This is a genomic window from Micromonospora sp. BL1 (genome assembly GCF_003667485.1).
GTDB lineage: Bacteria > Actinomycetota > Actinomycetes > Mycobacteriales > Micromonosporaceae > Micromonospora > Micromonospora tulbaghiae.
In genome coordinates, this window is record NZ_RCVK01000232.1 from 1 (window position 1) to 25128 (window position 25128).

The 25128-nt window shown below is 75.2% G+C and carries 27 protein-coding genes; 10 read left to right on the forward strand and 17 right to left on the reverse strand.

Going from position 1 to position 25128, the window contains the following annotated elements:
* Positions 1–57 precede the first annotated feature (57 nt).
* Together EAD96_RS14590 and EAD96_RS14595 are read left to right on the forward strand one after the other, a co-directional pair.
* Complete coding sequence (locus EAD96_RS14590; RefSeq protein WP_120569803.1) at positions 58–312, forward strand: preprotein translocase YidC; 255 nt, start codon at positions 58–60, stop codon at positions 310–312.
* Between the two features lie 162 nt (positions 313–474).
* Positions 475–735 carry a hypothetical protein gene (locus tag EAD96_RS14595; RefSeq protein ID WP_120569802.1) on the forward strand — a complete coding sequence of 87 codons (261 nt, stop codon included), beginning with the start codon at positions 475–477 and terminating at the stop codon, positions 733–735.
* On the opposite strand, the gene rnhA is transcribed toward EAD96_RS14595, so the two are convergent.
* Complete coding sequence (gene rnhA / locus EAD96_RS14600; protein WP_013476715.1) at positions 654–1217, reverse strand: ribonuclease HI; 564 nt, start codon at positions 1215–1217, stop codon at positions 654–656. The two genes, EAD96_RS14595 and rnhA, sit on opposite strands and share 82 nt — an antisense overlap.
* Before the next feature lie 70 nt (positions 1218–1287).
* On the opposite strand from rnhA, the gene EAD96_RS14605 reads away from it, so the two are divergent.
* A complete protein-coding gene (locus EAD96_RS14605) occupies positions 1288–2076 on the forward strand; it encodes a tyrosine-protein phosphatase (RefSeq protein WP_121684644.1) in 789 nt (262 codons plus the stop codon).
* 160 nt (positions 2077–2236) lie between these two features.
* Positions 2237–3355, forward strand: a complete 1119-nt coding sequence (locus tag EAD96_RS14610) for a serine hydrolase (RefSeq protein WP_199733174.1) — start codon at positions 2237–2239, stop codon at positions 3353–3355.
* Here the strand turns inward: EAD96_RS14610 and EAD96_RS14615 are convergent.
* From EAD96_RS14615 to EAD96_RS14635, 5 genes are all read right to left on the reverse strand, one after another.
* Positions 3352–4536: a lycopene cyclase family protein gene (locus EAD96_RS14615; RefSeq protein WP_199733175.1), complete on the reverse strand. Its 1185-nt coding sequence runs from the start codon at positions 4534–4536 to the stop codon at positions 3352–3354. The genes EAD96_RS14610 and EAD96_RS14615 overlap by 4 nt on opposite strands.
* Positions 4537–4584: 48 nt before the next feature.
* The gene (locus EAD96_RS14620; protein ID WP_121684646.1) at positions 4585–5832 is read right to left on the reverse strand and encodes an MFS transporter; all 1248 of its coding nucleotides are present in this window, start codon (positions 5830–5832) and stop codon (positions 4585–4587) included.
* A gap of 42 nt (positions 5833–5874) precedes the next feature.
* Positions 5875–7017, reverse strand: a complete 1143-nt coding sequence (locus EAD96_RS14625) for an RNA polymerase sigma factor (protein WP_121684647.1) — start codon at positions 7015–7017, stop codon at positions 5875–5877.
* A gap of 8 nt (positions 7018–7025) precedes the next feature.
* Positions 7026–7433: a YciI family protein gene (locus EAD96_RS14630; RefSeq protein WP_121684648.1), complete on the reverse strand. Its 408-nt coding sequence runs from the start codon at positions 7431–7433 to the stop codon at positions 7026–7028.
* Between the two features lie 198 nt (positions 7434–7631).
* Positions 7632–8048, reverse strand: a complete 417-nt coding sequence (locus EAD96_RS14635) for a DUF6069 family protein (RefSeq protein ID WP_121684649.1) — start codon at positions 8046–8048, stop codon at positions 7632–7634.
* Positions 8049–8217: 169 nt separating this feature from the next.
* Between EAD96_RS14635 and EAD96_RS14640 the strand changes: the two genes are divergently transcribed.
* From EAD96_RS14640 to EAD96_RS14655, 4 genes are all read left to right on the forward strand, one after another.
* Positions 8218–9321, forward strand: coding sequence for a sensor histidine kinase (locus EAD96_RS14640; protein WP_121684650.1), 1104 nt, complete (start codon positions 8218–8220; stop codon positions 9319–9321).
* Positions 9318–9986: a response regulator transcription factor gene (locus EAD96_RS14645; RefSeq protein WP_121684651.1), complete on the forward strand. Its 669-nt coding sequence runs from the start codon at positions 9318–9320 to the stop codon at positions 9984–9986. The genes EAD96_RS14640 and EAD96_RS14645 overlap by 4 nt, the downstream gene beginning before the upstream one ends.
* 242 nt (positions 9987–10228) lie before the next feature.
* A complete protein-coding gene (locus EAD96_RS14650) occupies positions 10229–10711 on the forward strand; it encodes a hypothetical protein (protein ID WP_073829387.1) in 483 nt (160 codons plus the stop codon).
* 73 nt (positions 10712–10784) lie between these two features.
* Positions 10785–11426 carry a class F sortase gene (locus tag EAD96_RS14655; RefSeq protein WP_121684652.1) on the forward strand — a complete coding sequence of 214 codons (642 nt, stop codon included), beginning with the start codon at positions 10785–10787 and terminating at the stop codon, positions 11424–11426.
* Positions 11427–11429: 3 nt separating this feature from the next.
* On the opposite strand, the gene EAD96_RS14660 is transcribed toward EAD96_RS14655, so the two are convergent.
* Entirely contained in the window at positions 11430–12431 is a 1002-nt protein-coding gene (locus EAD96_RS14660; protein WP_121684653.1) for a phosphotransferase family protein, read from the reverse strand.
* A gap of 79 nt (positions 12432–12510) precedes the next feature.
* Between EAD96_RS14660 and EAD96_RS14665 the strand changes: the two genes are divergently transcribed.
* Positions 12511–12909, forward strand: a complete 399-nt coding sequence (locus EAD96_RS14665) for a YchJ family protein (RefSeq protein ID WP_121684654.1) — start codon at positions 12511–12513, stop codon at positions 12907–12909.
* An 18-nt stretch (positions 12910–12927) separates the two neighbouring features.
* Here EAD96_RS14665 and EAD96_RS14670 read toward each other — a convergent pair whose 3' ends face one another.
* The 10 genes from EAD96_RS14670 to EAD96_RS14710 form a co-directional block, all read right to left on the reverse strand.
* Positions 12928–13317 (reverse strand): DUF2267 domain-containing protein, encoded by a 390-nt coding sequence (locus EAD96_RS14670; protein WP_121684655.1) that lies wholly within the window; start codon positions 13315–13317, stop codon positions 12928–12930.
* Between the two features lie 88 nt (positions 13318–13405).
* On the reverse strand, positions 13406–15268 hold the full coding sequence (locus tag EAD96_RS14675; protein WP_121684656.1) for a transketolase: 1863 nt from the start codon (positions 15266–15268) through the stop codon (positions 13406–13408).
* 79 nt (positions 15269–15347) lie between these two features.
* Entirely contained in the window at positions 15348–16580 is a 1233-nt protein-coding gene (locus tag EAD96_RS14680) for an MFS transporter (RefSeq protein ID WP_121684657.1), read from the reverse strand.
* Positions 16581–16786: 206 nt separating this feature from the next.
* On the reverse strand, positions 16787–17803 hold the full coding sequence (locus tag EAD96_RS14685) for a hypothetical protein (RefSeq protein WP_121684658.1): 1017 nt from the start codon (positions 17801–17803) through the stop codon (positions 16787–16789).
* Between the two features lie 73 nt (positions 17804–17876).
* Entirely contained in the window at positions 17877–18836 is a 960-nt protein-coding gene (locus EAD96_RS14690) for a hypothetical protein (RefSeq protein ID WP_121684659.1), read from the reverse strand.
* Positions 18837–18890: 54 nt separating this feature from the next.
* The gene (locus EAD96_RS31535) at positions 18891–19241 is read right to left on the reverse strand and encodes a hypothetical protein (RefSeq protein WP_233585775.1); all 351 of its coding nucleotides are present in this window, start codon (positions 19239–19241) and stop codon (positions 18891–18893) included.
* Positions 19238–20437: a serine/threonine-protein kinase gene (locus tag EAD96_RS14695; protein WP_233585777.1), complete on the reverse strand. Its 1200-nt coding sequence runs from the start codon at positions 20435–20437 to the stop codon at positions 19238–19240. Before EAD96_RS14695 ends, EAD96_RS31535 begins: the two co-directional genes overlap by 4 nt.
* A 304-nt stretch (positions 20438–20741) precedes the next feature.
* Entirely contained in the window at positions 20742–22529 is a 1788-nt protein-coding gene (locus EAD96_RS14700; protein ID WP_121684660.1) for a hypothetical protein, read from the reverse strand.
* A 42-nt stretch (positions 22530–22571) separates the two neighbouring features.
* The gene (locus EAD96_RS14705; RefSeq protein WP_120569782.1) at positions 22572–23012 is read right to left on the reverse strand and encodes a DUF4395 domain-containing protein; all 441 of its coding nucleotides are present in this window, start codon (positions 23010–23012) and stop codon (positions 22572–22574) included.
* Positions 23013–23126: 114 nt separating this feature from the next.
* Positions 23127–23573, reverse strand: coding sequence for a thioredoxin family protein (locus EAD96_RS14710; protein ID WP_233585778.1), 447 nt, complete (start codon positions 23571–23573; stop codon positions 23127–23129).
* A 223-nt stretch (positions 23574–23796) separates the two neighbouring features.
* Here EAD96_RS14710 and EAD96_RS14715 point away from each other — a divergent pair, with 223 nt between their 5' ends.
* Positions 23797–24930, forward strand: coding sequence for an N-acetylmuramoyl-L-alanine amidase (locus EAD96_RS14715; protein ID WP_121684662.1), 1134 nt, complete (start codon positions 23797–23799; stop codon positions 24928–24930).
* Positions 24931–25128 lie beyond the last annotated feature (198 nt).

Consider the following 25128-nt stretch of genomic DNA (forward strand, 5'->3'; position numbering starts at 1 on the left):
GTGGGGGTGGGGTCGGGTAGGCGGCGCGGACGACTGTCGACCGACGGGAGGCCACCGGTGGGGTATCGGGCACGCGACGGTGAGGAGCCGGTCGACCCGGCGCACGCCGAGGACGAGGCCGGGCAGGTTCCGCTGGTGCAGACCGCGGCGGACACCGACGTGCCGGCGCCCGCTCCCGGCGCGCCGAAGCCGGACGAGGTGACCGAGGACGACGGGTCCGGCATGGCGGGCGGGGCGTCCGGCAGCAGCTCGGGCGGCTCGTCGATGCCGACCCACCCGGACGCGGCCCGCGGCCCGGACGCGGCCGGCTGAAACGGGCGCGCGCCACGGAACGGCCACCGAGCCGAGCCCGATGCAGGTCACGGAACGGGCGCAGGCCACCGAACCGACACGGGCCGCCGAACCGACGCAGGTCACCGGCCGGGCAAGGGCCGCTCGACGTTTGCCGTCAACCGCTGCGGGCAGGAGTGCGACATGACCAGTGAACAGTCCTTCGGCCGCGCGGCCGGCGACGAACCAGACGGCGCGACCGCGTACGAGGCGTCCCTGCGCCCGCCGGGTGAATCCCTGCACACCACCGACGACACCGGTGACGACTTCGCCGACCTGCCCGCCGAGGACCGGCGGTCGGCGCGGGAGGTCAGCCGCGCCGGCTACGACGTGGAGGCCGTCTCCGGCACCGGCGACCCGTCCGAGGAGCCGGAGGAGATCGAGGAGGGCCGGCCGCTGCGCTGAGCCGTACGCGGGGCGGCGGCAGCGCCGCTCCGCGCCTCGGTCATGCCCCGGTTCGCCAGCGCGTCGGCGCGCTCGTTCTCCGGGTGCCCGTTGTGGCCCTTCACCCACAGCCACGTCACGTCGTGCCGGGCGCAGGCCGCCTCCAGCGCCTGCCACAGGTCGGCGTTCTTCACCGGCTGCTTCGCGGCGGTCAGCCAGCCGTTGCGCTTCCACGCGTTCAGCCAGCCGGTGATGCCGTTGCGCACGTACGTGCTGTCGGTGTGCAGCCGTACCGTGACCGGACGGGTCAGGCTCTCCAACGCCCGGATCGCGGCGGTCAGCTCCATCCGGTTGTTCGTGGTCGGGGTGGCCTCGCCGCCGCACAGCTCCCGCTCGTGCCCGCCCCAGCGCAGCACCGCGCCCCAGCCGCCGGGCCCGGGATTGCCGCTGCACGCGCCGTCGGTCCAGATCTCCACGACCCGGCCGGTCTCCGCCTCCACCATGCCCGGCAACCTACCGGGTACGCGGGCGCGCGGGACCACCCGACCCGCCGCGCCCGGCTAGCGTGCGGGCATGACCACTCCCCCGGACTTCGCTACGCTCTGCAACTTCCGTGACCTGGGCGGCTGGCGGACCGGCGACGGCCGCACCGTCGCCCGGGGCCGGCTCTACCGCTCCGACTCGCTGGCCAAGCTCGCCGGTGACGATCTGGAACGGTTCACGGCGCTGGGCGTGCGCACCGTGATCGACCTGCGGTACCCGTGGGAGATCGCCGACCGGGGCCGGGCCCCGGAGAGCCTCGGCGTGACCTGGCACAACCTGAGCATCGAGCACCGCCCGTACGTGCAGGCGGACATCGACCCTGACGTGGACCCGTGGCGATACCTGGCCGACCGGTACGCCGAGGTGGCCGAGGACGGCGTCGCCGAGCTGCGCCGGGCTCTCGAGGTGATCGCGGACGGCGAGCATCCGCTGGTGTTCCACTGCGCCTCCGGCAAGGACCGCACCGGGCTGCTCGCCGCGCTGGTGCTGTCCCTGCTCGGCGTGGACGACGACCAGATCGCTGCGGACTTCGCGCTCACCGAGCACGCCACCGACCGGCTGGTGGCCGAGTGGCGGGAGCGCAACGGCGGGGCGACACCGGGCTGGCCGGCGTACGGGCGGGCGCCGGCCGAGATCATCCGGCTGGTGCTGGCCGACCTGAGGGCGGCACACGGTTCCGTGGACGGTTACGTGACCGGCCGGCTCGGCGTCGACGCGCGGACGGTCGACGCGCTGCGCGCCCGGCTGCTCACCAGCGGCCCGAACCCGCTGCCCACCCAGGGCGCCACCGGCAGTACGCCGACACCGGTCACCCGCTGAGCACCGCCGACAGCGAACGTTCGCCGGCCTGCTCGGCGCGCAGCCGTCCGCCCGGTGACAGCGCCACCGACGAACGACGGTGACGGCAGCGCAGCGGCACCCCCCCGTGGCGGTGAAAAGCAGACGACGCAGACGCGGCGGTCTGGCACGCTGCGGGATCGTGGACACGCGGTGGGACGGCCTGCGGGCCGAGGTACGGGCGACGATCGACGAACTGGTCTCCTCCGGGCGGGAGGCCGGTGTGCAGGTGGCCGCGTACCTGGACGGGGTCGCGATCGTCTCCGAACAGGCCGGCCTGGCCGACACCACGACGGGCCGGCCGATGACCGCCGACACGCCCGTGCACGCGGTCTCCACCGGCAAGGGACTCACCGCCACCGTGGTGCACGTGCTGGCCGAGCGGGGACGCCTCGACTACGACCTGCCGCTCGCCGCGGTGTGGCCGGAGTTCGCCCGGCACGGCAAGGACGGCATCACGCTGCGGCACGTGCTCACCCACACCGCCGGCCTGCCCGCGCTGCCCGCCGACATCACGCCGGAGGACTTCACCGACTGGGCGGGCATGTGCGAGCTGCTCGCCGAGGCGCGGCCGCTGTGGGCACCGGGCGAGCGGCTCGCGTACCACGCCTGGACGTGGGGCTGGCTGCTCGGCGAGGTGGTCCGGCGGGTCACCGGCGCGCCCGTGTCGCAAGTGCTCGCCGAGGAGGTGTCCGGGCCGCTCGGCGTGGACCGGGAGCTGTTCCTCGGCGTACCGGAGGCGGACCTGCCCCGGCTGGCGCGTCTGGAGGACGCCGGCCTGTCCGCGCTGATGACCTGGGCCGGGGCCAACCTGCCGCACTTCGACGCGGTCGCCCCGCCCGCGGTACGCCCGGACACCGTCATCGGTTCCCGCCCCGACGTGCTGCGCGCCGACGTGCCGTCGGTCGGCACGATGAGCGCCCGCGCGGTGGCCCGGATGTACGCGGCGCTGCTCGGCCCGGTCGACGGGGTGCGGCTGATCTCCGCCGAGCGGATGCGGGAGGTGTCCGCCCCGGCGGTACGCGCCCAGGAGTGGGTGTTCGGGCAGGCGAGCACATTCGGGCTGGGGTACGCGGTCGACGACGACGGGTCGTTCGGCACCGCCGGCAGCGGCGGCAGCCTCGCGTTCGCGTACCCCGAACTGGGGTTGACGGTGGCGGCGGTGCGCAACCGGCTCGGCGCCGGTGACGGTGATCCGATGGAGCAGTTGCGGACGCTCGTGCGCGACCGCGTCACGGCAGCGACCGGCCACCGAGGCTAGCGGCGCAGGCGGGCGCGCAGCCGGCCGGCCGCGTCGCCGAGCACCGCGCCGGTCATCGGCAGCAGCGGGCTGGACCGCATCACCGCCAGGTCTTCGGCCGGGCTGGTCACGCCGTCGAGGAACCGCAGCACCCGCTCCGGCGGGTTGCGGTCGAACAGCCGCTCGAAGAACTCCACCCCGCCGACGTGCCCCCGGTCCAGCGCGCGCAGCGCCACCGCGTCCATCCACAGGTGCCGGCCCGGGTACGCGGGCGCCGGCACCGGCGGACGACCGGCGGCGAGCGCCCGGGCCACCTGGTCGGCCTGGCGCAGCATCGCGGAGAACGTGAAGCCGGTGGACGGGCGGGTCGCCCCACCCGCGGTGCCCAGCCGCACCACCCGCGGGCTGGGACGGGACTCGAACGGGCCGTCGGTCATCGGGATCACGCCGTCCTCGACCTCCCGCACCCGCAGCGCGGTCAGGTCCAGCCCGAGCAGATCCGCATAGCCGCGCAGCGCCCTGTCGTAGCCCGCGTCGTCGAGCAGGGCCGGCCCGAACTCGGTGTACTCGACGAGCGCGAACCGGTCGTCGACCGGCAGCACGTACCCGAAGGACACCCCGCGCGCCGGCTGCGGCGTGCGGAAGTCCATCAGCACCGCCCGCTGCGGGTCGAACGTGGGCCGGTCGGCGGCCAGCCACCAGCCGCGGAAGTGCTGCAACCAGCTGGTACGCCCCGGCCGCTTCGGCCGCCGGGGCCGCGAGTCCAGCACCCACCCGGCCCGCACCAGGTCCCGCCCGTCCGGGTCGCGGACCGTGACCCGCTCACCGTCGTCGTGCAGGTCCCCCGCCGGGACGCTGATCCGGACCGCGTCCAGCCGCCGCTCGGCCGCGGCAGCCCGGTCGTAGACCGGGGCGGAGCGGAGCATGGCGTACCGCAGCGGGTGCAGCGGCAGGACGCGGCGCCCGGCGGGCGTGACCACGTCGACCTGCGACCAGCTCGCGCTCAGCAGCGGGTCCAGGTCGTCGCCGGGCAGGCCCCAGAACGCCCAGGTGCGGTCCTGGCCGCGCTTGTGCACCGGATCGACCACCGCGACCCGCAGCCCGGTCACGCCGTGCCGGTCCAGCGCGGCCAGGACCAGGGACGCGGCGCCGCCACCGCCGACCAGCGCGAGGTCGACGTCGGCCGGGAAGGATGCGTGCATCCGGCCACGCTGCCACACCGGCGGGAACCGCCACCCGCCGACCCGCGCTCAGGCCACCGGGGCGGGCTTCTGCGGGGCCGGCTCGGCGTAGGCGGCGGCCACCGTCGCCCGGTCGAAGACCCGCCACGTCGCGGCGATCACCGCGACCGCCACCACGAAACCCACCCAGTACGGCGCGGTGATGCCGAACCGGGCGGCGACCACGCCGCCGAGCAGCGCGCCGACGCAGTTGCCACCCGCCGCGACGAACAACGTGGTGCTGCCGACCCGGCCCATCAACGCCGGCGGGGTGAGCCGCTGCCGCAGCGAGTTCGCCACGATGTTCCACAGCGCGCTGTGCGCCCCGAACGCGAACAGCGCGAACCCGACCACGGCGGCGCTGCGGGACGCGGCGAGCGCCAGGTGCAGCCCCGCCTCGACCAGCAGCCCGGTCCGCACCGTCCAGGTGGGCGTGATCGCGGCGATCAGCCGGTCCCCCACCACCGAGCCGAGCACCCCGCCGACCGCCATGCAGGTGAACAACGCGCCGTAGCCGACCGAGCCGAGACCCAGCCGTTCGGTGGCGAGCAGCACCAGCACCGCCACCGCGGCGGTGAGCGTGACGTTGAGCAGACCGATCAGCATCGTCATGGTGCGCAGCAGCCGCTGCCCCCACAGCCAGCGGAACCCCTCCGCGACCTCCGCCCGAACCGAACGCCGCTCCGGAAGCGCCGGCCCGGCACGGTACGTCCCGGCGAGCAGCCCGACCAGCACGGCGCTGAGCGCGTACGTGCCGGCGTTGAGCGCGAACGGCAGCGACGCCGCCAGCACGAACAGGAACCCGCCGAGCGGGCCGGCGATCATGTTCTGCATCACCTGGGTGCCGCCGCCGAGCCAGCCGTTGGCGCGTTCCAGCATCGAGCGCGGCACCACCGCCGGCAGCACCGCCTGCGCGGCGGTACGGAACACCACCTCGCCGGTGTTCACCACGAACAGCACCGCGTAGAGCAGCGCGATCCCGGCCCGGTCGGCGAGCATCGCCACCGCCAGGGCGGCCAGCGCGGCGACGCGTACCCAGTCGATGAGCACCATCAGCCGCCGCCGGTCCACCCGGTCCGCGAGCACTCCGCCGGGTAGCGCGAACAGCAGCCACGGCAGCCACGACACCGCCGCCCCGGCCGACACCACCAGCGGATCGTCGGTAATCGACGCCACGTACAGCGGCGCGGCCACAGTCGCCGTCCCGCTGCCCAGCGCGGACAGCGTGCTCGCCGTCCACAGTCGGGCGAAGCGCCCGCCGAGCCGTTCCCCCGTCACGGCGAGGCAACCTACCAGCGGCGACGCGCGCCGCCGACCGGTTTACCGGCGGCGGGAGTTGAGGCGGGCCGCCTGCCGGTTCAGGTGGTCGCGCTCGGCCAGGCTGGACGCGCGGCGGGCCGCCTCCGCGTACAGCGCGGCCGCCCGGTCCGGATCACCGTCGCGTTCGTGCAGGTACGCGGCCACCGCCGTGTACCGGGGCAACGTGTCGTCGAGCGCCGCGAGCGCCGCCAGCCCGGCGCGCGGGCCGTCCGCCTCGCCGACCGCGACCGCCCGGTTGAGCCGCGCGATCGGGCTGCCGGTCAGGCGCACGAGTTCGTCGTACCACTCGACGATCTGCACCCAGTCGGTCTCCGCCGCGGTGGGCGCGTCCGCGTGCAGGGCCGCGACGGCGGCCTGGGCCTGGAACTCGCCCAGCCGGTCGCGGGACAGGGCGGTCTGGAGGATGCCGACGCCCTCGGCGATCAGCGTGGTGTCCCACCGGCTGCGGTCCTGCTCGGCGAGCGGCACCAGGCTGCCGTCGGGCGCGGTCCGCCCGGCCCGGCGGGCGTGGTGCAGCAGCATGAGCGCGAGCAGCCCGGCCACCTCGGGGTGGTCGATCGCGGCGGCGAGTTGCCGGGTGAGCCGGATCGCCTCGGCCGCCAGGTCCACGTCGCCGGAGTAGCCCTCGTTGAACACCAGGTACAGCACCCGCAGCACGGTGGCGACGTCACCGGGCTGGTCGAACCGGACCCGGGAGACGGTGCGCTTGGCCCGGCTGATCCGCTGCGCCATGGTGGCCTCCGGCACCAGGTACGCCTGCGCGATCTGCCGGGTGGTGAGCCCGCCGACGGCGCGCAGCGTCAACGCGACGGCCGACGACGGGCTCAGCGACGGATGTGCGCAGAGGAAGTAGAGCCGCAGCGTGTCGTCCACGGCGGACACCGGGCCGGGCGGCGGCTCCTCGTCCACGACGTCCTCGCGCCGGCGCCGGGCGGCGTCGGCGCGAACCACGTCGAGGAACCGCCGCCACGCCACGGTGACCAGCCAGCCCAGCGGATCGCGGGGCATGTCGGCCGGCCAGACACGCAGCGCCTCCACGAGCGCGTCCTGCACGGCGTCCTCGGCCGCCGCGAAGTCGACTCCGCGGCGGACGAGGACACCGAGCACGCCCGGGATGAGGCTGCGGAGTGCGACCTCGTCCATCGGACGGGTCACTCCGTGATGGTGGGCGGCGCGGTCAGGAACGGGCGCAGCTCCAGCCACTCGTGGATCGGCTTGCCGCCCTGCCCCGGCGCGGCCGACAGCTCGGCGGCCAGTTCGAGCGCGCGGTCGTAGCTGTCCACGTCGATCACCATCCAGCCCGCGATCAGGTCCTTCGTCTCGGCGAACGGGCCGTCGGTGACCGGCGGGCGTCCCTCGCCGTCGTAGCGGACGAACGTGCCCTCCGGGGCGAGCGCCTGGCCGTCGACGTACTCGCCGCTCTCCTGGAGCCGGGCCGCGAACTCCTGCATGTAGCGCACGTGCGCGGAGATCTCCTCCGGCGTCCACTTGTCGATCATCGGCATGTCGGACACCGGGGTCGGGCCGCCGCGGTAGTGCTTCAGGAGCAGGTACTTCATCTGTGTCTCCTCGTGGAGGGTGCGACCCATTCTGGCCGCGTTCACTCCGGGGACGAAGCCGCCCTGGCGTTCTCGACATCGGCGGCGGGGAAATTCCGGGCGTCACATCGCGTACGCCGTCCTAGGAGGCTAGTTCTGCTGGTCCAAGCCGCCTGCCCCCGTCGCGGCGGTCCGGACCCGTCAGCGGATCGCCCGCCCTCAGCGGGCGGCGGTCCGGCGCAGACCGGTGATCAGCACCGCGCCCGCGACCAGGTGCAACACCACCAGCGTCAGCGTCGCCGCACTCCCCACTCCCCCGCCCAGCGGCCCGAGCAGCGACACCAGCAGCACCAGCACCGCGACAGCGGTCCAGGCGGTCCGGGCGCGGGCGGTGAGCCGTTCCAGCAGGGCCAGCAGCGCCCAGCCGGCCAGCCCGGCGAGCAGCGTGCTCACCACCACGGCCACCGGCGTGACCCGCTGATCGGCGGAGCCGCTCCGCGCGATCAGCTCCACTCCGGCGAGTGGCACCGCGACCAGCCAGCCCAGCAGCGCGACGGCGGTCGCCGCGAACACCGTGAGCAGGCGGTCCCGGCGGCGATTCGGGCGGGCGGCGACGGTCGGGATCGTGGTCTCCATCGGTGACTCCTCCACATCGGAACGACTGCCGGAAACGCTAGGTCCGGCGGGCCGTCGCGCGGATCGGGCCGCGGAGCGGTTCCCGGCTCCGTCGCCGGGACGACCACCGGCCCGGATCTCCGTCCGGCGACCGATGAGAATCGGCGGGCCGGCGGCCTAGCATCCGGACATGAGGTGCGCGCCCCGTCCCCGGTTCCTGCTGCTACTCGACGGCGGCATCGCCATCGTGAGCCTCGCCGTCTGCCTACTCGCGCTGCTGGCCTCCGACGCCGGACCGGACACGGCCGGCGCGACCGCCGTCGCGGTCGGGCTCGCCGTGGCGCAGGCGAGCTGTCTGCTGTGGATCAGGCGCCACCCCGGGTACGCCCTCACCGTCGCCACGCTGGCAGGGGCCGGCCTGGAGGCGCTCTGCCCGCAGCTCGGCTGGCTCGGCCTGGTCGCGGTGCCGCTGGCGTACGTGGCCCGGCTGCGCCCACCCCGGTACTCGCTCGTCGCGCTCGGGCTGCTGCTGGCGCCCACGCCGTGGAAGCTGGTCACCGGCGGCTGGCGGGACCTGCTGCTGGCGGTGACCGCGCTGGGCCTGAGCTGGACGCTGGGCGAGTTGCAGCGGGGCCAGGCGCAACGGCGCTGCGCCTGGGAACGGCACGTACTCGCGACCGAACGGGAACGCATCTCCCGGGAACTGCACGACGTGGTGGCGCACCACGTCGCGGTCATCGCCGTACAGGCCGCCGCAGCCGAGGACGTGTTCGACACGCAACCGGCCCAGGCGCGGGCGGCGCTCGGCGCGATCGACGCGGCGGCCCGGTCGGCGCTCACCGAGCTACGGGCCATGCTGCACGCGCTCGCCCTCGACGACGGGTCCGAGCCGGACGGGCCGCAGCCGGGTCTGGCGCAGCTCGACGCGCTCGCCGACGCGGTACGGGCGGTCGGGCTGCCGGTGACGCTGCGCCGGGAGGGCGACGGCGACGCGCTGCCGGGCGGGGTGCAACTGTCGGCGTACCGGATCGTGCAGGAGTCACTGACGAACGCGCTGCGCCACGGGCACGCCACACGCGCCGACGTCGACGTCCGCTACCGCGACGGCTTACTGCGGCTGGAGGTCGTCAACGACGGCCCGGCCCCCGCCCGCCGGCCCGGTACGCCCACCGGGCGTGGCATCGTCGGCATGCGGGAGCGGGCCCGGCTGCTCGGCGGCACGCTCGACGCCGGTCCGCTGCCGGCCGGCGGGTTCCGGGTCCACGCGCGACTGCCGGTCGGAGCGGACCGGTGACCGTGCGGGTGGTGGTCGCCGACGACCAGGAGCTGATCCGCGCCGGGCTGCGCACAGTCCTCGACGCGCGACCCGACCTGAGCGTGGTCGGCGAGGCCGGCGACGGCGTCGAGGCGGTGGCGGTGGCGACCCGTACGAGGCCGGACGTGGTGCTGATGGACGTCCGGATGCCCCGGCGCGACGGCATCGCCGCCACCCGCGACCTGGTGGCCGCCGGCAACCCGGCCCGGGTGGTCATGCTGACCACGTTCGACCTGGACGAGCACGTCTACGCCGCGTTGCGCGCCGGGGCGAGCGCGTTCCTGCTCAAGGACACCCGCCCGGCCGACCTCGCCGAGGCGGTACGCGTGGTGGCCCGGGGCGAGGCCCTGCTCGCGCCCACAGTGACCCGGCGGCTGCTGGACCGGTACGCCGACCGGCTGCCCGGGCGCACGCCCACCGCCGACGCGCTCGCCGTGCTGACCGCCCGCGAGCGGGAGGTGCTGACGCTCACCGCGCGGGCACTGTCCAATGCGGAGATCGCTGCCCGGTTGCACCTGAGCACCGCCACCGTGAAGACCCACGTCTCGGCGATCCTCACCAAGCTGGGCCTGCGAGACCGGATCCAGGCGGTGGTGCTCGCGTACGACACCGGCCTGGTCCGGCCGGAGCCGCCGGTCCGGTAGGCGCCGAACCGGACACCGGACCCAGACGTGCCGAAGCCGGACCGTTCGCCGTCCGGCCTGGCCCGGCATGTCCGCCGTCTCGTGGCGGCAGGGAGCACACCGGACGGCAACGAAGATTTCTCAATTACCCCCAGTGACCGCCGCAACCCTCCTAGTGTTGGCCACACCGGTGCTCGTCACGGAGTTGGCCACCCGAACGACGTCCCACGCCTACAGCGGACGAAAAGTGAGGGAAGACGCGGATGAAGGCACAGTCATTTCTCGGATCGGCGGCGTTCGGCGTGGGCCTCGGCGCACTGCTGCTCCCGGCCGCCGCGCTGGCGGACACCAGAGTCTCACCCGCCACCACCCCGGTCGGCGGCACCGTCGTGCTGACCACCACGTGCAACCCGAACGCCGGTGACGCGATCTTCCGGGTCACCGGCCCGGACCGGGACCAGAACGTCCGGTCCACCACGGCCGCCGCGGGCGGTGGCCTGAGCGCCGAACTGTTCACCGCCGGGTTCACGCTCGGCACGTACACGGTGGCCACCACCTGCGGCGACGGCAGTGACGGCGGCAGCGCCACGTTCACCGTCACCCCGATCGGCGGCGCGCAGGCCGGTGGCGGAGGGCGCGACGGCGACACCGGGGTGCTGATCGCCGGTGGCGTCCTGGCCGCCGGGGCGCTCGCCGGAGGCGCGTACGCGGTGATCCGCCGGCGCCGCGCGGGCGCCGTCGCCTGACCGGCTCGTCGAGCGGTCCGCCCGCGCCGGAGCATCCGGCGCGGGCGCCGCGTCCCTGTCGGACGGAGGTGCGATGCTGTCGGAGTCGCAGCGCCGGTCGCGCCTGCACGCCGCCGTCGTGGTCACCGCCGTCACCGTGGCCGCCGCCACCGGCGCCGGGCTGGTCTCGGCCGGGCTCGGCACCACGTCGGCGTCACCACCGCAGCCCGGCGCCTCCGCCGCGCCGGCGACCGAACGACCGGGTACGGCCGGCCCGGCACTCCCCCGCGCCACACCGGTGCGGGTCACCATCCCGCGCATCGGCGTGGACGCCGAGATCGTCCCGGTCGCCACCGACGCCGACGGCGCGCTGGAGGTGCCGCCGCTGGAACGCCCCGAGGTGACCGGCTGGTACCACCCCGGTCCGGCGCCCGGCCAGGCCGGCAACGCGGTGCTGGTCGGGCACGTCGACTCGCAGCACGGCCCGGCGGTCTTCTTCGACCTCGGGCGGCTGCGCGGCGGCGACACGATCCGGGTGCTGCGGGCCGACGGGCGGACCGCGACGTTCACAGTCGACGGCGTCGGGGCGTACCCGAAGGAGCGCTTCCCCACCGCGCGGGTCTACGGCGGCGACGCGGCGGCACGGCTGCGGCTGATCACGTGTGGCGGGCGGTTCGACCCGCGCACCGGCAGCTACCCGGACAACATCGTCGTCTTCGCCACCGCGACCCGGTGAGGCTCAGCCGGCCAGGTCGGCGAGTTCGGCGTCGAGCAGGTCCGCCAGCAGCTCCACCCGGCCCGGGTCGTTGTCGGCGGTGATGTTCCGGCTGGGCATCTCGACAGTCATCAGCAGGTAGAGATACAGCCGGTAGAGCCCGAGCCGCCGCCGCGCCCCGGCGTCCAGCGGAAACGGCGCCGCCTCGCGGTAGGCGCGCACCAGCGGGTCGTCCGGCTCGTCCTCGGCGCGGCGGAACAGCAGCGGCGACACCAGGTCCATCAGCGGGTCGCCCCACAGGTACCGCTCGCCGTCGACCAGACCGGTGAGCCGAGGGGTGCCGTCCGGCCCGTCGACGGCGAGCACGTTCCCGGCCCAGCCGTCGAAGTGCAGCAGCGCCGGACGGTCGACCACGTCGAGCACCGCCGCGTGCCGGGCCACCAGCTCCCGGATCCGGGACGCGGGCACCGGCAACGGCACCGCCCAGTCCGCGGCGTCGGCGAGCATGTCGTCCACCATGACCGTGTAGGCGTCCCGCCAGGTCGCGCCGGAGGCCCGGTCGCCGTCGTAGCCGTACCGCTCGCCGGTGACCGTGTGCAACGCGGCGAGCGCGCGGCCGAACTCCGCGCGCAGCGGCCCGACGTCCGCGCCGCCCTGGGTCAGGTCCCAGAGGGTACGACCTGGTAGCCGCGCCATCAGCAGCCAGTCACCGAGGCCGGGGTGGGTGCCGTGGTGCAGCAGCGCGGGCGTGGGCACCCCCGGTGCGCGGTCGGCCACCAGGCGCAGGTAGTGCGCCTCCGCGCCGATCATGTCGCGTTCGTAGCGCAGCAGCGGCACGTGTGGCGGCGGACCGACCTTGAGCACCACCTCGCGGCCGTCGGTGAGGCGTACCCACCAGACGGCGGCGAAGCCGCCACCGGTCAGCGGCCCGCAGTCGGCCACCTCGGCGTCGGATCCGAGCGAGGCGGTCAGGTAGCGGCGGACCTGATCCGGGTCGAGGACACGCTGAGTCGGACTCACGCTCATGGTCCGGGGAGCCTAGTGCGTCGGGGTGCCTGGAAGGGCCCCTGCTGAACACCGCCCCGGCGCTTGGGAGAATCGTGGCATGGCGAAACGGGGTGAGCGTCCGGCGGCCTGCCCGTGCGGCACCGGCCGGCCGTACGCGGACTGCTGCGGTCCGGTGCACCGGGGCGAGGCGACGGCGGCGAGCGCGGAGGCGCTGATGCGGTCCCGGTTCAGCGCGTTCGCGCTCGGCGACGCCGCGTACCTGCGGCACAGCTGGCACTCCAGCACCCGCCCCGACCGCCTGGAGCTGGACCGGGGCACCCGCTGGACCCGGCTGGAGATCGTGGAGGCCGGGCAGGGCGGCCTGTTCGACAGCGCCGGGACGGTCCGGTTCCGGGCGCACTACCGCGAGGGCGGCCGGGCGGGCGTGCTGGCCGAGCACAGCCGCTTCGCCCGCGAGGACGGCCGCTGGGTCTACCTCGACGCGCTGCCCGAGTAACGGTCAGGGCGGGCGCGGTCAGGCCGGGCGCGGGGCGGGCTGGGCCAGCTCGGCGATCTCGCGCGGCAGCTGGGACAACGCCCGGTTGAACTGGGCCGGTCCGACCACCCGGTGCAGCGCCTGCAACACCGCCCGGGCGCCGCGCTCGGCGTCGGACGGTGTCGCGCCGGAGCGCTCGGCGACCCGGCGCAGGAACTCGTCGTACCCGAAGACCTCGGGATCCTCGACCCGGGCGCGGGCCAGCAGCGGACGAAGCTCGTGCGCGACGTGCGCGGACAGGTCGTCGGCCTCGCCGCCGCTGATGCGTTCGGCGAGCGTGCGCAGTGTCGCCTGGGTCAGCGCGCGGGCCGTCTCCACCGGCACGCCGGCGCGGGCGGAGACCCGCGCGTAGAACTCCGGTTCGGCCATCGTCGGTCCTCCCGTCGCAACGGCAGCGTGGCTACCCGCCGCCGGCCTCGGCAAACACCGCCGCGCCGCCGGCCCCGGCGGTACGGGCTCAGGCCAGGGCCCGCGCCGCCGAGACGATCGCGCCCACACCGATTCCGGCCCGGTCGAGCTGCTGGGCGGGGGTGCCGGAGCCGGGCAGCCCGCGTACCGCCAGGTGGTTGACCCGAGCCGGTTCGCCCAGGTCGGCGAGCGCCTCCAGCACGGCCGAGCCCAGCCCACCCTCCGGGTAGTGGTCCTCGACCACGACGAGCCGCCCGCCGGTCTCCACGACGGTCTCGGCCAGGCGCTGCCGGTCCACCGGCTTGATCGAGTACAGGTCGATCACCCGGGCGTCGATGCCCTCGCGGGTCAGCTCCTCGGCGGCGGCGAGGCACAGGTGCACCGTCACGCCGGTGCCCAGCAGCGCCACGTCCCCGCCGTCGCGCACCATCCGGCTGCCGCCGATCGGGAACGGCTCGGCGTCGTCGTAGAGCACCGGGTACTTGCCGCGCGTGGTGCGCAGGTAGCTCACCCCCGGGTGGTCGGGCATCTGGGCGACGAGGGCCGCGCAGGAGACCGCGTCGGCCGGGCACAGCACCGTGGAGCCGGGCACCGCGCGCAGCGCGGCGATGTCCTCCAGCCCCATCTGGGACGGGCCGTCCGGGCCGATCTCCACCCCGGCGTGCGAGCCGACGAGCGCGATGTCGGCGCGGGACACGCCCGCCATCCGGATGAAGTCGTACGCCCGGGACCAGAACGCGGCGAACGTCGCCGCGAACGGCCGGTAGCCGCGCACCGCCAGGCCCACCGCCGCGGCGGCGAGCTGCTGTTCGGCGATGAACATCTGAAAGAACCGGTCCGGGTACGCGGCGGCGAAGTGCTCCGCCCGGGTGGAGTCGCTGACCTCGCCGTCGAGCGCGACCACGTCGGGCCGGGCGGCGCCGAGGGCGCGCAGCGCGTCACCGTACGCGTCCCGGGTGGCGACCTTCGCGCCGCGCTCGTAGGTCGGCAGTTCCGGTTGCCGGATCTGCGGCGCGGCGGCCCGGGGCGCGGGTGGTGGTTTCGGTCCGGCGACCCGGATGCGCCGGGGACCGCCGAGCGCCCGCACGGCGCGCTCGGCCAGCTCCGGGTCGAACGGCTTGCCGTGCCAGGCCGGGTCGTTCTCCACCTCGGGCACGCCCTTGCCCTTGACCGTGCGGGCCAGCACCACTGTCGGCCCGGTGGCCTCGCGCGCCTGCCCGTACGCCTCGTCGATCGCGCCCAGGTCGTGGCCGTCGACCACGATCGCCCGGCAGCCGAACGCCTCGACGCGCCGCCGGTAGGTGTCCAGGTCCCACTCCAGCTCGGTGGGGCCGCGCTGGCCGAACCGGTTGACGTCCACGATCGTGGTGAGGTTGCGCAGCCCGTAGTGGCCGGCCTTGTCCAGCGCCTCCCACACCGAGCCCTCGGCGGTCTCGCTGTCTCCGCAGAGCACCCAGACGTGCGCGGGCGACCGGTCCAGGTACTGGGCGGCGAGCGCCACCCCGACGCCGACCGGCAGGCCCTGCCCGAGCGAGCCGGTGGCCACGTCCACCCAGGGCAGCACCGGCGTGGGGTGGCCCTGGAGGCGCGACCCGGACCGCCGGTACGTCTCCAGCAGCTCCTGCTCGCTGATCGCGCCGGTGGCGCGGAACACCGCGTACAGCAGTGGGGAGGCGTGCCCCTTGGAGAAGATCAGGTGGTCGTTGCCGGGGTTGCCCGGGTAGGACCAGTCGTAGCGCAGGTGCCGGGCGACGAGCACGGCGAGCAGGTCGGCGGCGGACAGGCTGGACGTGGGGTGCCCGGAGCCGGCCGCCGTGCTGCACCGGATCGCGTCCACCCGTAGCTGGGCGGCCAGGTCCGCCAGCCCGGACAGCTCCTCGTCGCGCAACGTGCGCTCTGCTTCCAACGTCACCGCGATCGTCTCCCGGGGTCGCCGATTTCCGCACTCACGCTAGGCCGCGAACGCGACCATTGGTCCCCTTTCTGCCGATTCACGCCCGACCGGTGAGCAGCCAGAGCGCCACCAGCAGGTACGGCAGCACCGCGACCGCGAAGGCCGCCGGGTTGCCCACCGCGCCGGCGAGCAGCCCGTACCCGCCGTAGAAGGCGACGACGGTCAGGTCGGTGGCCATCCCGGCCAGCGACGTGACGGTGGCCCGGGCCGGCCCGGCGATCCGGGCCTGGAGCCGCACGTCGGCGAGCACGGTGGCCAGCTGGAACGCGGCGAACGCCGCCGCCAGCAGCAGGAACCCGCCCGGGTGCCGCAGCAGCGCCCCGGCCGCCGTCGCTCCCGCCGCGAACACCAGCAGACCGGCGTACCCCCGGTGGGACAGCCGCTCACCCAGCGGTGCCAGCAGCCCGCCCACAGTCATCCCGGCCCAGACCAGCAGGAGCAGCAGCGGTACGCCCACCTCGGCCGTGCCGGTGTCGGCGGCCAGCAGCCCGGTGTACTCGTCCAGCCCACCCCAGATCGCGGTGACGGCCGCGACCAGCAGCACGGCGGCACGGACGCGGCGGTCGGCCCGCACCTCGCGCAGGCCCAGGCGCAGGCTGTCCAGCCAGCCGGGCTCGTCGTCACCCTGCTCCTCCCCCGGCTCGTCGCCCACGCTCGGCCCGTCCGGTGCGGCGCTCGGGGTCGGCGGTGGGCGGTGTTCCGGGAAGCGGGCCGCGACGGCCGCCGCCAGCAGGCACGTCGCCACGCTCGCCGCGCCGACCGCGAGGTAGCCGCCGATCGCGAACACCGGCCCGGCGAGCACCCCGGAGCCGACCGCGCCGAGCACCTCGGCGGTGCGGGTCCGGCCGATCAGCCGGGCGTACCGGTCGGCCGCGCCGAGGCGTTCCAGCTCGGTGAAGACGAGCGCCTCCAGCGCGCCGGACCGCAGCGCGCCACCGGCGCCCCAGAGCAGGAAGCCCACAGCGAACGCCGGATAGGACGGCAGCAGCACCCAGAGTGCGAACCCGCCCGCGGCCAGCAGCGGCGCGAGGCAGAGCAGCAGGCGGCGCGACACCGCGTCGGCCCATACGCCGGAGGGCACCTCCAGCACGATGCCGGCGGCCGCCCAGAGCACGAACAGCGAGGAGATCTGCCCGACCGACAACCCCGTGTCGGCGAACAGCAGCACGTAGAGCGGGTAGAGCAGGACGAGGTCGGTGAGGAACGCGTACCCGTAGAGCGTCGCCGCCAGACGGCGGGTCGCGGGCACGCGGGCAGGAGCGACGAGCATGGAACCTTCCCACGGGACGTGACGGACACCGGTCGGAATGCACGGTGTCCGCGGCGGCCCGCGGCCTCGTCGCTCAGGAGGGCATCAACATCGCCAGGTCATGCCGGGATCCTATCCGCCGCGAGGCGCCCGGGTGGTCCCCCGGCGGGCACGCGATCGGGGCGGGACCGTGCGGTCCCGCCCCGATCGGTCGCCCCGCTGTCGGGTCAGCGGCGGAACTTGTCCACGTCGGCCTGCGGAATGACCATGGTGGCCTCGCTGTCCGCGGCCTGCTCAGCCGTCGGCTGGCGCGGCGTGGTCGGCTGGGTGCGCTCGGAGTCCGCGTACGCCGGGATGTGCTGCGTGGCCTCCACGCCCGCCTGCGACGGCACCGGCCCGGTGGCGTCCGCGGCGGCGGCCGGCTGGGTGCCCGGGTACGCCGGGACCGGCTGGGTGCGGTCCGCCTCGGCGTCGCGGCTCACCGGCTGGGTCAGCTCGGAATCCGCGTACGGGCCGGTGGCGGCCAGGCGGGCCTCGACGTCACGCCGACCGGCCTGGTACGCCCGGGCGTGCGTGGCGATGGTGCGCGACTCCTCCTCGGCCCGGGTCAGCCAGTTCTCCCAGCGGCTCTGCATCGGCCGGACCAGCCCGCCGCCGACACCGACGACCAGGATGCCGCCGACGGTGGCGAGCACCGCGATCAGCACCGGGGTGGTGACGGTGGTGGCGACGCCGATCTGGTTGAGCGCGGCGATGACACCGAGGCCCAGGATGAACACCGACGCGAGGTTGGCCAGCACCCGGCCGTACGAGAGGCCGCCGAGCGCGCTGGAGATGATGTCCTTCACCGCGCGGGCGATGGCCGCGGCGACCACCACGATGACGATGGCGACGAATGCCCGGGGCAGCCAGGCGATCACACCGGCGATCAGGTCGGAGATGGGGTTCGGGCCCCAGATGCCGAACGCGAGCTGGAGCGTGACCAGCAGCACGCCGTAGTAGGCCAGCTTCGCGACGATGTCGCTGGCGTCGTACTTCGAGCGGGCCAGCGCGGTCTTGATCCCGCCGCGCTCGACGGCCCGGTCGAAGTGGACCCGCTCCAGCACCTTGTCGACGAGCTTCAGCACGGCCTTGGCGATCAGCCAGCCGACGACCAGGATCGCGACGAACGCGACCGCCTTGGGCAGGAACAGCATCACCGAACGGAACGCGTCGCCCACCGCGTCCCCGAAGTTGTCTCTCATCGAAGGGCCTCCACGTACGTGGTCCAGGTCTGTTCGGGTGGGGCTACCCGGACGCGAGCGCGGGGAAACGCGGTCAGCCTCCGGGGCAGCGGTAGACGACGCGCGTGCTGGCCTGCGCCGTCGTCGGTTCGATGATGTTGACGGTGGCGATGCCGGTGGTCGTCCCGACCCCGGTGAACGTCCACTTGAGCGTGAGCGCCGTGGTGTGCTGCCCGCTGCCGACCCGTTCGGTGAGCACGGCGCCGGGCGGCGCGTCCGAGCGGAACCACTGGTAGCGGATCGTCCCGCCGCGCCCGTTGGTGCGTACGGTGGCGACCACGTCGACTGTCACGTCGCAGGCCACACCGGCCGGCCGGGGCACCGCGACGGTGACCCCCTCGACCTCCAGCGGGCGCAGCCGCTGCCACAGGTAGAGGCCGACCGCCAGCAGCAGCACCACGGTGAGCAGCGTGGACAGCACCGAGACGACGCGACGCCAGACCGGACGCGGGCGGATCGGAGGCGCGGTGGGCCAGGGCGGCGCGGGCGGCGGCGTGGCCGGTACGCCCGGCCCGAAGCGCAGCTCGCCGCCGGGGCCGGGCCCTGGTGCGCCGCTCACCGCCCGCGCGTCGCCGATCCGATCCGGGTACGCCCCGGCGCCCGCCGCCGCCGTCCCGGTGGCGTAATGCTGGGGTGGGACGCCGGTGGGCTGCCACGATGCGGTGGGCTGCCACGATGCGGCCGGTTCCGCGCCGGGGCGGTTCGTCGGCCCCGGTGTCTGAACGGTCACCTCACCCACGTCGTCTGCCCGGCCCGGCCTCACGTGCACGGTCGGCTCGGCAGCCGGCGGTGCCGCCGTGGCCGAGACGGCGAGGTCCGCGGTGCGGTCGTCCGCGCCGGGGATCGCGGCCAGGTGGACCGTGGGTTCGGCGGTAGGCGGCAGGTCGGCCGCCACCCCGGGGAGGTGGACGGTGGGTTCGGCGGTGTCCGCGTCCCCGGTGATCGGCAGGGCGCGGGTGGGCAGCGCCTCGGTGGGCTCGTCGGGGCGGGTCACGCCGGCGATCCCGGGGACGGGCTGCGGTGCGGGGCAGCGGGCACTGTCGTCCTCCTAGCCGGGGGTGCAGTCGTGGTAGAGCGTCACGTACACCGGTGACGCCGAGGTGGTCGTGTTGCCGGCGGCGTCGGCGGCGGTGACCCGGACGGGGATGCGGGCGCTGCGCCTGGGCGTGGACAGCGGGCCGAGCGTGCCGGTGAACACGCCGCGCCCGGCGGCGGCCATCCGGATCGTGCCGGTGGCGCCGTCGAGGGTGTAGCCGAACGTGACGGTGAGCGCGGCCGGGCCGCTGCGGTCGTCGGTGACGGTGACGGTGACGGTGCTGGTCTTGGCGCCGTAGGGGCAGCCCTTCGGGTCCAGCTCGCCCGGGTCGGCGCGGACGCCGTCCACTACCGGCGCTGTCACGTCCGGTGGCGGCGGGCTGGTGGTGCGGCGGACGCGGTGGACGGGCCGGGCGTCGGCGACGGGCTCGGCGACTCGACGCCGGTCGGGTCCGGTACGGGTGCGCCGGTGGTGGCGGGACCGGCGCTCGCCGGGCCGGCCGGGCCGGCGGCGGGCGTGCCGTCGTGGGCGGCGTAGCTGTAGCCGGCGCCCCCGGCCAGGACGGCGGCGACCAGGGCGCCGGCGGCGAGCGCGGTACGGGTGCGGCCACTGCGGAACCGTCCGCCCCGGCCGGTGGTGGCGCCCAGCTCGGTGTGTGCCACCGCGGTGGCGCCCTCGGCCCGGTCCGGGAACGGCCACAGCGCGGCGAGCAGCGCCGCCCGCCGGGCCAGCTCCCGCAGCCCTCGTTCCTCCCAGCCGCTGTCGTAGCCGCTGCCGGCGACCTGTTCCAGCAGGTCCAGGAACGCCTCGGCGGACGGCGGGCGGTCGTCGGGGCGTTTGGCCATGCCGTGGCGCAGCAGTTCGTGCACCGGCGGGGGCGCCGCCTCGGTGGGGATCGGCGCGCTGGCGTGCTGGTCGCGCAGGGAGAGCAGGTCCGGTCCCTGGTACGGGGGCCGGCCGGTGAGGCACTCGAAGAACGTGGCGGTGGCGGCGTAGACGTCGCACGCCGGGCTCGCCGGGGCGCCGGTCCACTGCTCGGGGGCCATGTAGCGGGGCGTGCCGGACACCGTGGTGTCGGAGCCCTGGCCGATCGGCATGGCGATGCCGAAGTCGGCGAGCTTGCTCAGCCCGGCGCCGGTGACCAGCACGTTCTCCGGTTTGTAGTCGCGGTGCACGACACCGTGGGCATGCGCGGCGGCCAGGCCGGCGAGTGAGCCCTTCAGGACGCAGAGCGCGGCCTCGGGCGTGGTCGGGCCGTGCGCGCGCAGCATCTGGCGCAGCGAGACGCCGTCGACCAGTTCCATCACGATGGCCGCGCCGTGCGGGCTCTCCACGTACTCGTAGAGGCGGCTGACGTGCGGGTCGTCGATCTCGCCGAGCAGCCGGGCCTCGGTGCGGAACGCGGTCCGGAACGCCGAGTCCTCACCCAGGTCGCGGATCAGGTACTTGATCGCGACCGGGGTGCCGGTCGGGTCGTGGGTGGCGAGCACGACGCTGCCCGACGCGCCCGCGCCGAGCCGGCGGACCGGCGTGTATCCGGATAGTTCCCAGCCGCTCATGCGACAGACTCCACGGCGTCCCACGGGCGGGTGTCGGACGCCGCCTCGCTCGTCATTCTGACCGTGGCGCGGCCGTCGGCCATCGCCGCAACGGCTGCTTCCGGACGCCGGTCGGCGCCCGGTTCCCCGGACGGCGCGGCGCCGCCCGGCAGGTGGTCGGTATCGGACACACCGCCACGAGTACCAGACCCCGGCAACCGTCCCCGACCTCGTCGATCATGAAGTTGACGGGGACAAGAGGGACCGAGACCGCCGCCAACTTCATGATCGACGAAAGGGAGCACGGCGGGTGAGAGGGCGCGGGTCAGCGGCGGCGGGGTGGGGGGATTCCCGCCGGTGGAGGGGTGCGGAGCAGCCAGAGGGGGTTGCTCGCGCCCACGATCTCGCCGTCGCGGTCGCGGACCTGGGTGCGGACGTACGTGCCGGCGCCGACGCGCACCGGCAGGTCGTGCCAGCCCGGCCGCAACTGCCGCCAGGGGACCTGCCCGACCCGGACCGCCGGTGTCGGGTCCGCGACACCGGCCCGGTCGACCTCGCCGGTGACCGTCTCCAGTGTGGCCCCGGCGGGCAGGTCGGTGGCGCGCAGCCGCACCGTGACGGTGTCCTCGGCGAGCACGGCGAGCGCGCCCATGGCGCCGCGGCCACCCAGTTCCAGATCCAGCGCGCCCCGGTAGCCGGCCAGGTCGGCGAACCACGCCTGCCCGGCGCGCAGCGCCGCGACCAGGTCGTCCCGGCCGGTCGAGGCCGCCCACACCGAGGTGATGTTCCGGTCCCGGCCCGCGCGCCAGTCGGTGCCGTCGTGGTCGTCGGTGACCCCCACGGCGGTCAGCGGGATCGCGTTGCGGGCCGCCACGTCGTACGCCCAGAGGTGGTCCTCGACCGGCCGGCGTCCGATCTCGATCAGGTCGACGCCGAGCGCGTCGCGGCTGACCAGCAGGCGGGCCAGGGATTCGCGGCGCTCGGTGTCCAGCGGGTGGTTCCAGCACACCACCCCGCCGTGCGAGTGCAGGAACCGCACCATCGCCTCGGTGGCGTCCACGTCGTTGTCCCGGTACGGCGGGGACGGGAAGCGCGGCAGCGTGCCGTCGCCGCCGAACCAGTTGAGGTGCCGCACCATCGACACCTCGTACGCGCGGTGGTGGGTGACGCCCTCGTACGCCCCGGCGTAGCCGCGCAGCACCTCGGCGCGCAACTCCTCGCCCGCCTGGCCGGCGCGGCGGGCGCGGTCGAAGACGAGCCGGTCCACCAGGTACGCGCCGCGTGCGCCACCGGACACGGTCACGCCGAGACGCAGCCCGCGCAGCGAGTTGTCCCCGGCGACCAGGCCGGGCCAGAGCCGCCGTACGTCGGCGAGCAGGTCGAACGTGTGCCGCCGCCAGACGGCGGCCGGGGCGGGCAGCTCGACGGTGCCGTGGCGGCCGTCCACTGTGTGCCGGACCGCGTCCACGCCGCCGAGGCGGTAGCGCAGCACGAGCTGTCCGGCGGGGCGGCCGGGGCCGGCCGGGTGGTGCGACAGCGCGACCTCCACGGTGAGCGTGGCGTCCCGGCCCGCCGCTTCGGGGCGTACGTCGAGGTGCAGTCTCGTGTCGGAGATGTTGGCGGTGTGCGTCCAGTTCCACGCCTTGCCCGCGTACCAGTGGGTGCCGGCACCGGCGGCGGTGAGGCGCAGCGCGCGGCCCGGGCCGTCGGGGGCGTCCGGCGCGTCCACGAAGTCGGCGGCCGAGGCGCGCAGGCGGCCCTCGGTGGCCGGCTGCCAGGTCCAGGCCAGGCCGCCCTCGCGTTCCTCCGGGCCGTCGAAGTGGACGACCCGGCGGTGGTCGTGGGCGGCGACCCGGAAGTCGTGGTCGGTCCACCAGAGCACGTCGACGCCGTTGCGGCTGGCCTGGTCGAGGTGGGCGGCGTAGCTGGCCACGCCCTCGCTGAACGAGGCGTGCAGGTGCATCGCCATGCTGATCGGCCGCCGGCCGCGCGGCGGGGGCGGCGGCCGGTCGTTCGTGGCGGCGAGCCCGACCGGCACGCCGATCCCCGCCACCGCCAGCCCGCCGGCGGCGACGAGCACGCTGCGCCGGTCCAGCCGTCCGCGACCCGCCATGCCACTCCCCCGTTCCGCCGGGGTCAGCGTACGGGCGGGCGGTCAGCGCGGGGGTACCGCCACCCGGGCGGCGAGCGGGCGCCCGGCCAGCCGCCGGATCGCCAGGTACGCCTCGCAGCCGAGGCAGAGCCCGAACGCGGCGTTGAGAAACGCGGCGGCCAGCGCGGCGCCGGTGGCGGCCAGGCCGAGCGCGGGCAGCCCGGCGAACCAGCCGGCCGCGCCGACGGCGCTGAAGGCCAGGCCGACGACCTGGGCGAAGCGCACCGGCGCGACCGGCTCCAGCTCCGCCGGCGGGTCCAGCCGGGGCGCCACCAGGGCGCGGAACAGCAGGCCGTACGGGCCGAGGCGCGGGTTGACGGCGGTGAGCGCGAACACCACGGCCTGGGCGAGCAGGAGCAGCCCGGAGCCGGTGACGAGGACGATCGCGAGGACGACTGTGGTGAGGACGGCGGCGAAGCGCGGTCCCCGGGGGTCGAGCAGCATGGGGTGGGTCCGTTCGTGCGGGGGCGGTCGGTCAGGCGGGACGCGCCGCCGCACAGAGGCTCGTGGCGAGCCGGCCGTGGTCCACCACCCGGCGGCGGGTCAGCCGTACGCCGGTCATCGCCCCGCCCCGACCGTGAGCGCGGCGATCAGGTCGTCGCGGTCGGGCACGCCCGCGGCCCGGCGCACCACGCGGCCCGCCGCGTCCACCACCAGCACGGTCGGGGTGCGCCACACGTCCAGTTCCCGGGCCGCGTCGAGGTGTTCGTCCACGCCCACCTCCCGCACCGCGACGCCGTCGAGGCGGGCGGCGACCTCGGCGAGCACCCGGCGGGCGGCCCGGCAGGGCGCGCAGACCGGTGCGGAGAACTGCACCAGCGTGACCTCGCCGGGGCGTACCCCGAGGGCGGTGAGGGTGGCGAGGTGCGGCGCGTCGGCGGCCGATGGGCGCTTCCGGACGGCGCGCAGCCGCCCGTCGTGGCGGCGGCGCCACCAGCCGAACGCGGTGGCGACCGCGAGCACCGCGACGAGCACGAGGATCCCGGTCAGGCTGGGCGACTGCACCGGCCCAGGCTGCCACGGCAGGTCGCGGAAGGCCATGGTCCGTCCCGGTCAGCGGACGTGAGATCGCCTACTCCGGCGGTAGGAACGGCAGGCGCACCGGCCGGCGAACGTCGCTTTTGTCCTCTGGCGCACCGCGCGAGCTTGGCAATATTCTCCACCACGCGCGCAGTCGTTGCAGTTCCTTTACACCGCCCGGCGCCGTTCGGGCCATCGAGGAGGCGAGATGCACTTCGACCACCCCGAGCTGGACCGCCGTACGCTGCTGCGGGCCGGCCTCGGCGCCGCGGCGGTCGCGGTCGTCGGCAGCGAGCTCGCCCGGCCGGCCGCCGCGCACGCCGCACCGGGCGCCGACCTCGACTGGATCATCAGCTGCGACGAGTGGGCCGCCCGCCCGCCGGCCGACCCGCTGTCGGTCAGCGCGATCCCGACCAACAAGATCATCGTGCACCACATGGCGTTCCCGAACGTCACGGACTACTCCGAGGAGCACGCCAAGCAGCTCGCCCGCGACTGCCAGGACCTGCACATGGACGGCAACGGCTGGTCCGACACCGGGCAGCACTTCACGGTGAGCCGCGGCGGTCACGTCCTGGAGGGACGCCACGGCAGCCTGGACCGGCTGCTCGCCGGCGACCGGCAGATGATCGCCGCGCACTGCCCGGGCGAGAACGGGCGGGCCATCGGCATCGAGAACGAGGGCACCTACGTCACCGAGACGCCGCCGGAGGAGCTGCTCGACGGGCTGGTCCGGCTGTGCACCGCGATCTGCCGGCAGTACGGGCTGCACGCCCACGACATCTTCGGCCACTGGGACTTCCGCGCCACGCTCTGCCCGGGCGCGATGTTCTACCGGGAGTTCCCGGCGCTGCGCCGCGCCGTGTTCGAGAACCTGGGCACCGACCTGGGCGACGTGCCGGCCCGCCGCTGGCCGGACATCTGGCGCTTCGTCGGCGGCCCGGTGGTCCGCGTCGCGCAGTACCTGCTGACGTTCCACGGCTACACAGTGCCGGTGACCGGCGTGTTCGACACGGCGACGGTCGCGGCGGTGCAGGACTGGCAGGCCCGCAACGGCATCCCGGTCGACGTCGACGCCACGCTCACGGCGCCGACCTGGGAGACCCTGGCCCCGGAGCTGGACCAGAAGTCGTCCGGCGTTCCGGTGGCCGCCGCGCAGTTCATGCTCGCCTCCAAGGGCTACGCCGAGGTCACCGCGACCGGTGAGTACGACCACGCCACCCGCACGGCGGTGAAGGACCTCCAGCGCCTGCACGGACTACCGCCCAACGGCAAGATCAGCACCACTACCTGGTGCGCGCTGGTGGGGGGTGTGGTGCGCCAGTCGTTCCACAAGCACTGACGGCGCACCGGCGGGGAGAGCGGTGGGGGTGGCAACGGCGCCACCCCCACCGCGTCGTTGCGGGACGGATCGCGACGAAACGTCGGCATTGACGACTGGTGAACGACGGCTATCCCGGACGGCAGTGGTGCGCCGATCATTGCCCGCAGATAGATATGAGTCATTCTCACCTCCGGGCAGGACGCCCGGGCACGGAGG

Coding starts and splice junctions, on each gene's coding strand:
- EAD96_RS14680 (WP_121684657.1), bottom strand. CDS start 16,580: ATGCTCGTCGCTCCTGCCCGCGTGCCCGCGACCCGCCGTCTGGCGGCG.
- EAD96_RS14715 (WP_121684662.1), top strand. CDS start 23,797: ATGCACTTCGACCACCCCGAGCTGGACCGCCGTACGCTGCTGCGGGCC.
- EAD96_RS14630 (WP_121684648.1), bottom strand. CDS start 7,433: ATGAAGTACCTGCTCCTGAAGCACTACCGCGGCGGCCCGACCCCGGTG.
- EAD96_RS14670 (WP_121684655.1), bottom strand. CDS start 13,317: ATGGCCGAACCGGAGTTCTACGCGCGGGTCTCCGCCCGCGCCGGCGTG.
- EAD96_RS14650 (WP_073829387.1), top strand. CDS start 10,229: ATGAAGGCACAGTCATTTCTCGGATCGGCGGCGTTCGGCGTGGGCCTC.
- EAD96_RS14695 (WP_233585777.1), bottom strand. CDS start 20,437: ATGAGCGGCTGGGAACTATCCGGATACACGCCGGTCCGCCGGCTCGGC.
- EAD96_RS14615 (WP_199733175.1), bottom strand. CDS start 4,536: ATGCACGCATCCTTCCCGGCCGACGTCGACCTCGCGCTGGTCGGCGGT.
- EAD96_RS14660 (WP_121684653.1), bottom strand. CDS start 12,431: ATGAGCGTGAGTCCGACTCAGCGTGTCCTCGACCCGGATCAGGTCCGC.
- rnhA (WP_013476715.1), bottom strand. CDS start 1,217: ATGGTGGAGGCGGAGACCGGCCGGGTCGTGGAGATCTGGACCGACGGC.
- EAD96_RS14665 (WP_121684654.1), top strand. CDS start 12,511: ATGGCGAAACGGGGTGAGCGTCCGGCGGCCTGCCCGTGCGGCACCGGC.
- EAD96_RS14640 (WP_121684650.1), top strand. CDS start 8,218: ATGAGGTGCGCGCCCCGTCCCCGGTTCCTGCTGCTACTCGACGGCGGC.
- EAD96_RS14605 (WP_121684644.1), top strand. CDS start 1,288: ATGACCACTCCCCCGGACTTCGCTACGCTCTGCAACTTCCGTGACCTG.
- EAD96_RS14595 (WP_120569802.1), top strand. CDS start 475: ATGACCAGTGAACAGTCCTTCGGCCGCGCGGCCGGCGACGAACCAGAC.
- EAD96_RS14655 (WP_121684652.1), top strand. CDS start 10,785: ATGCTGTCGGAGTCGCAGCGCCGGTCGCGCCTGCACGCCGCCGTCGTG.
- EAD96_RS14705 (WP_120569782.1), bottom strand. CDS start 23,012: ATGCTGCTCGACCCCCGGGGACCGCGCTTCGCCGCCGTCCTCACCACA.
- EAD96_RS14700 (WP_121684660.1), bottom strand. CDS start 22,529: ATGGCGGGTCGCGGACGGCTGGACCGGCGCAGCGTGCTCGTCGCCGCC.
- EAD96_RS14635 (WP_121684649.1), bottom strand. CDS start 8,048: ATGGAGACCACGATCCCGACCGTCGCCGCCCGCCCGAATCGCCGCCGG.
- EAD96_RS14685 (WP_121684658.1), bottom strand. CDS start 17,803: ATGAGAGACAACTTCGGGGACGCGGTGGGCGACGCGTTCCGTTCGGTG.
- EAD96_RS14625 (WP_121684647.1), bottom strand. CDS start 7,017: ATGGACGAGGTCGCACTCCGCAGCCTCATCCCGGGCGTGCTCGGTGTC.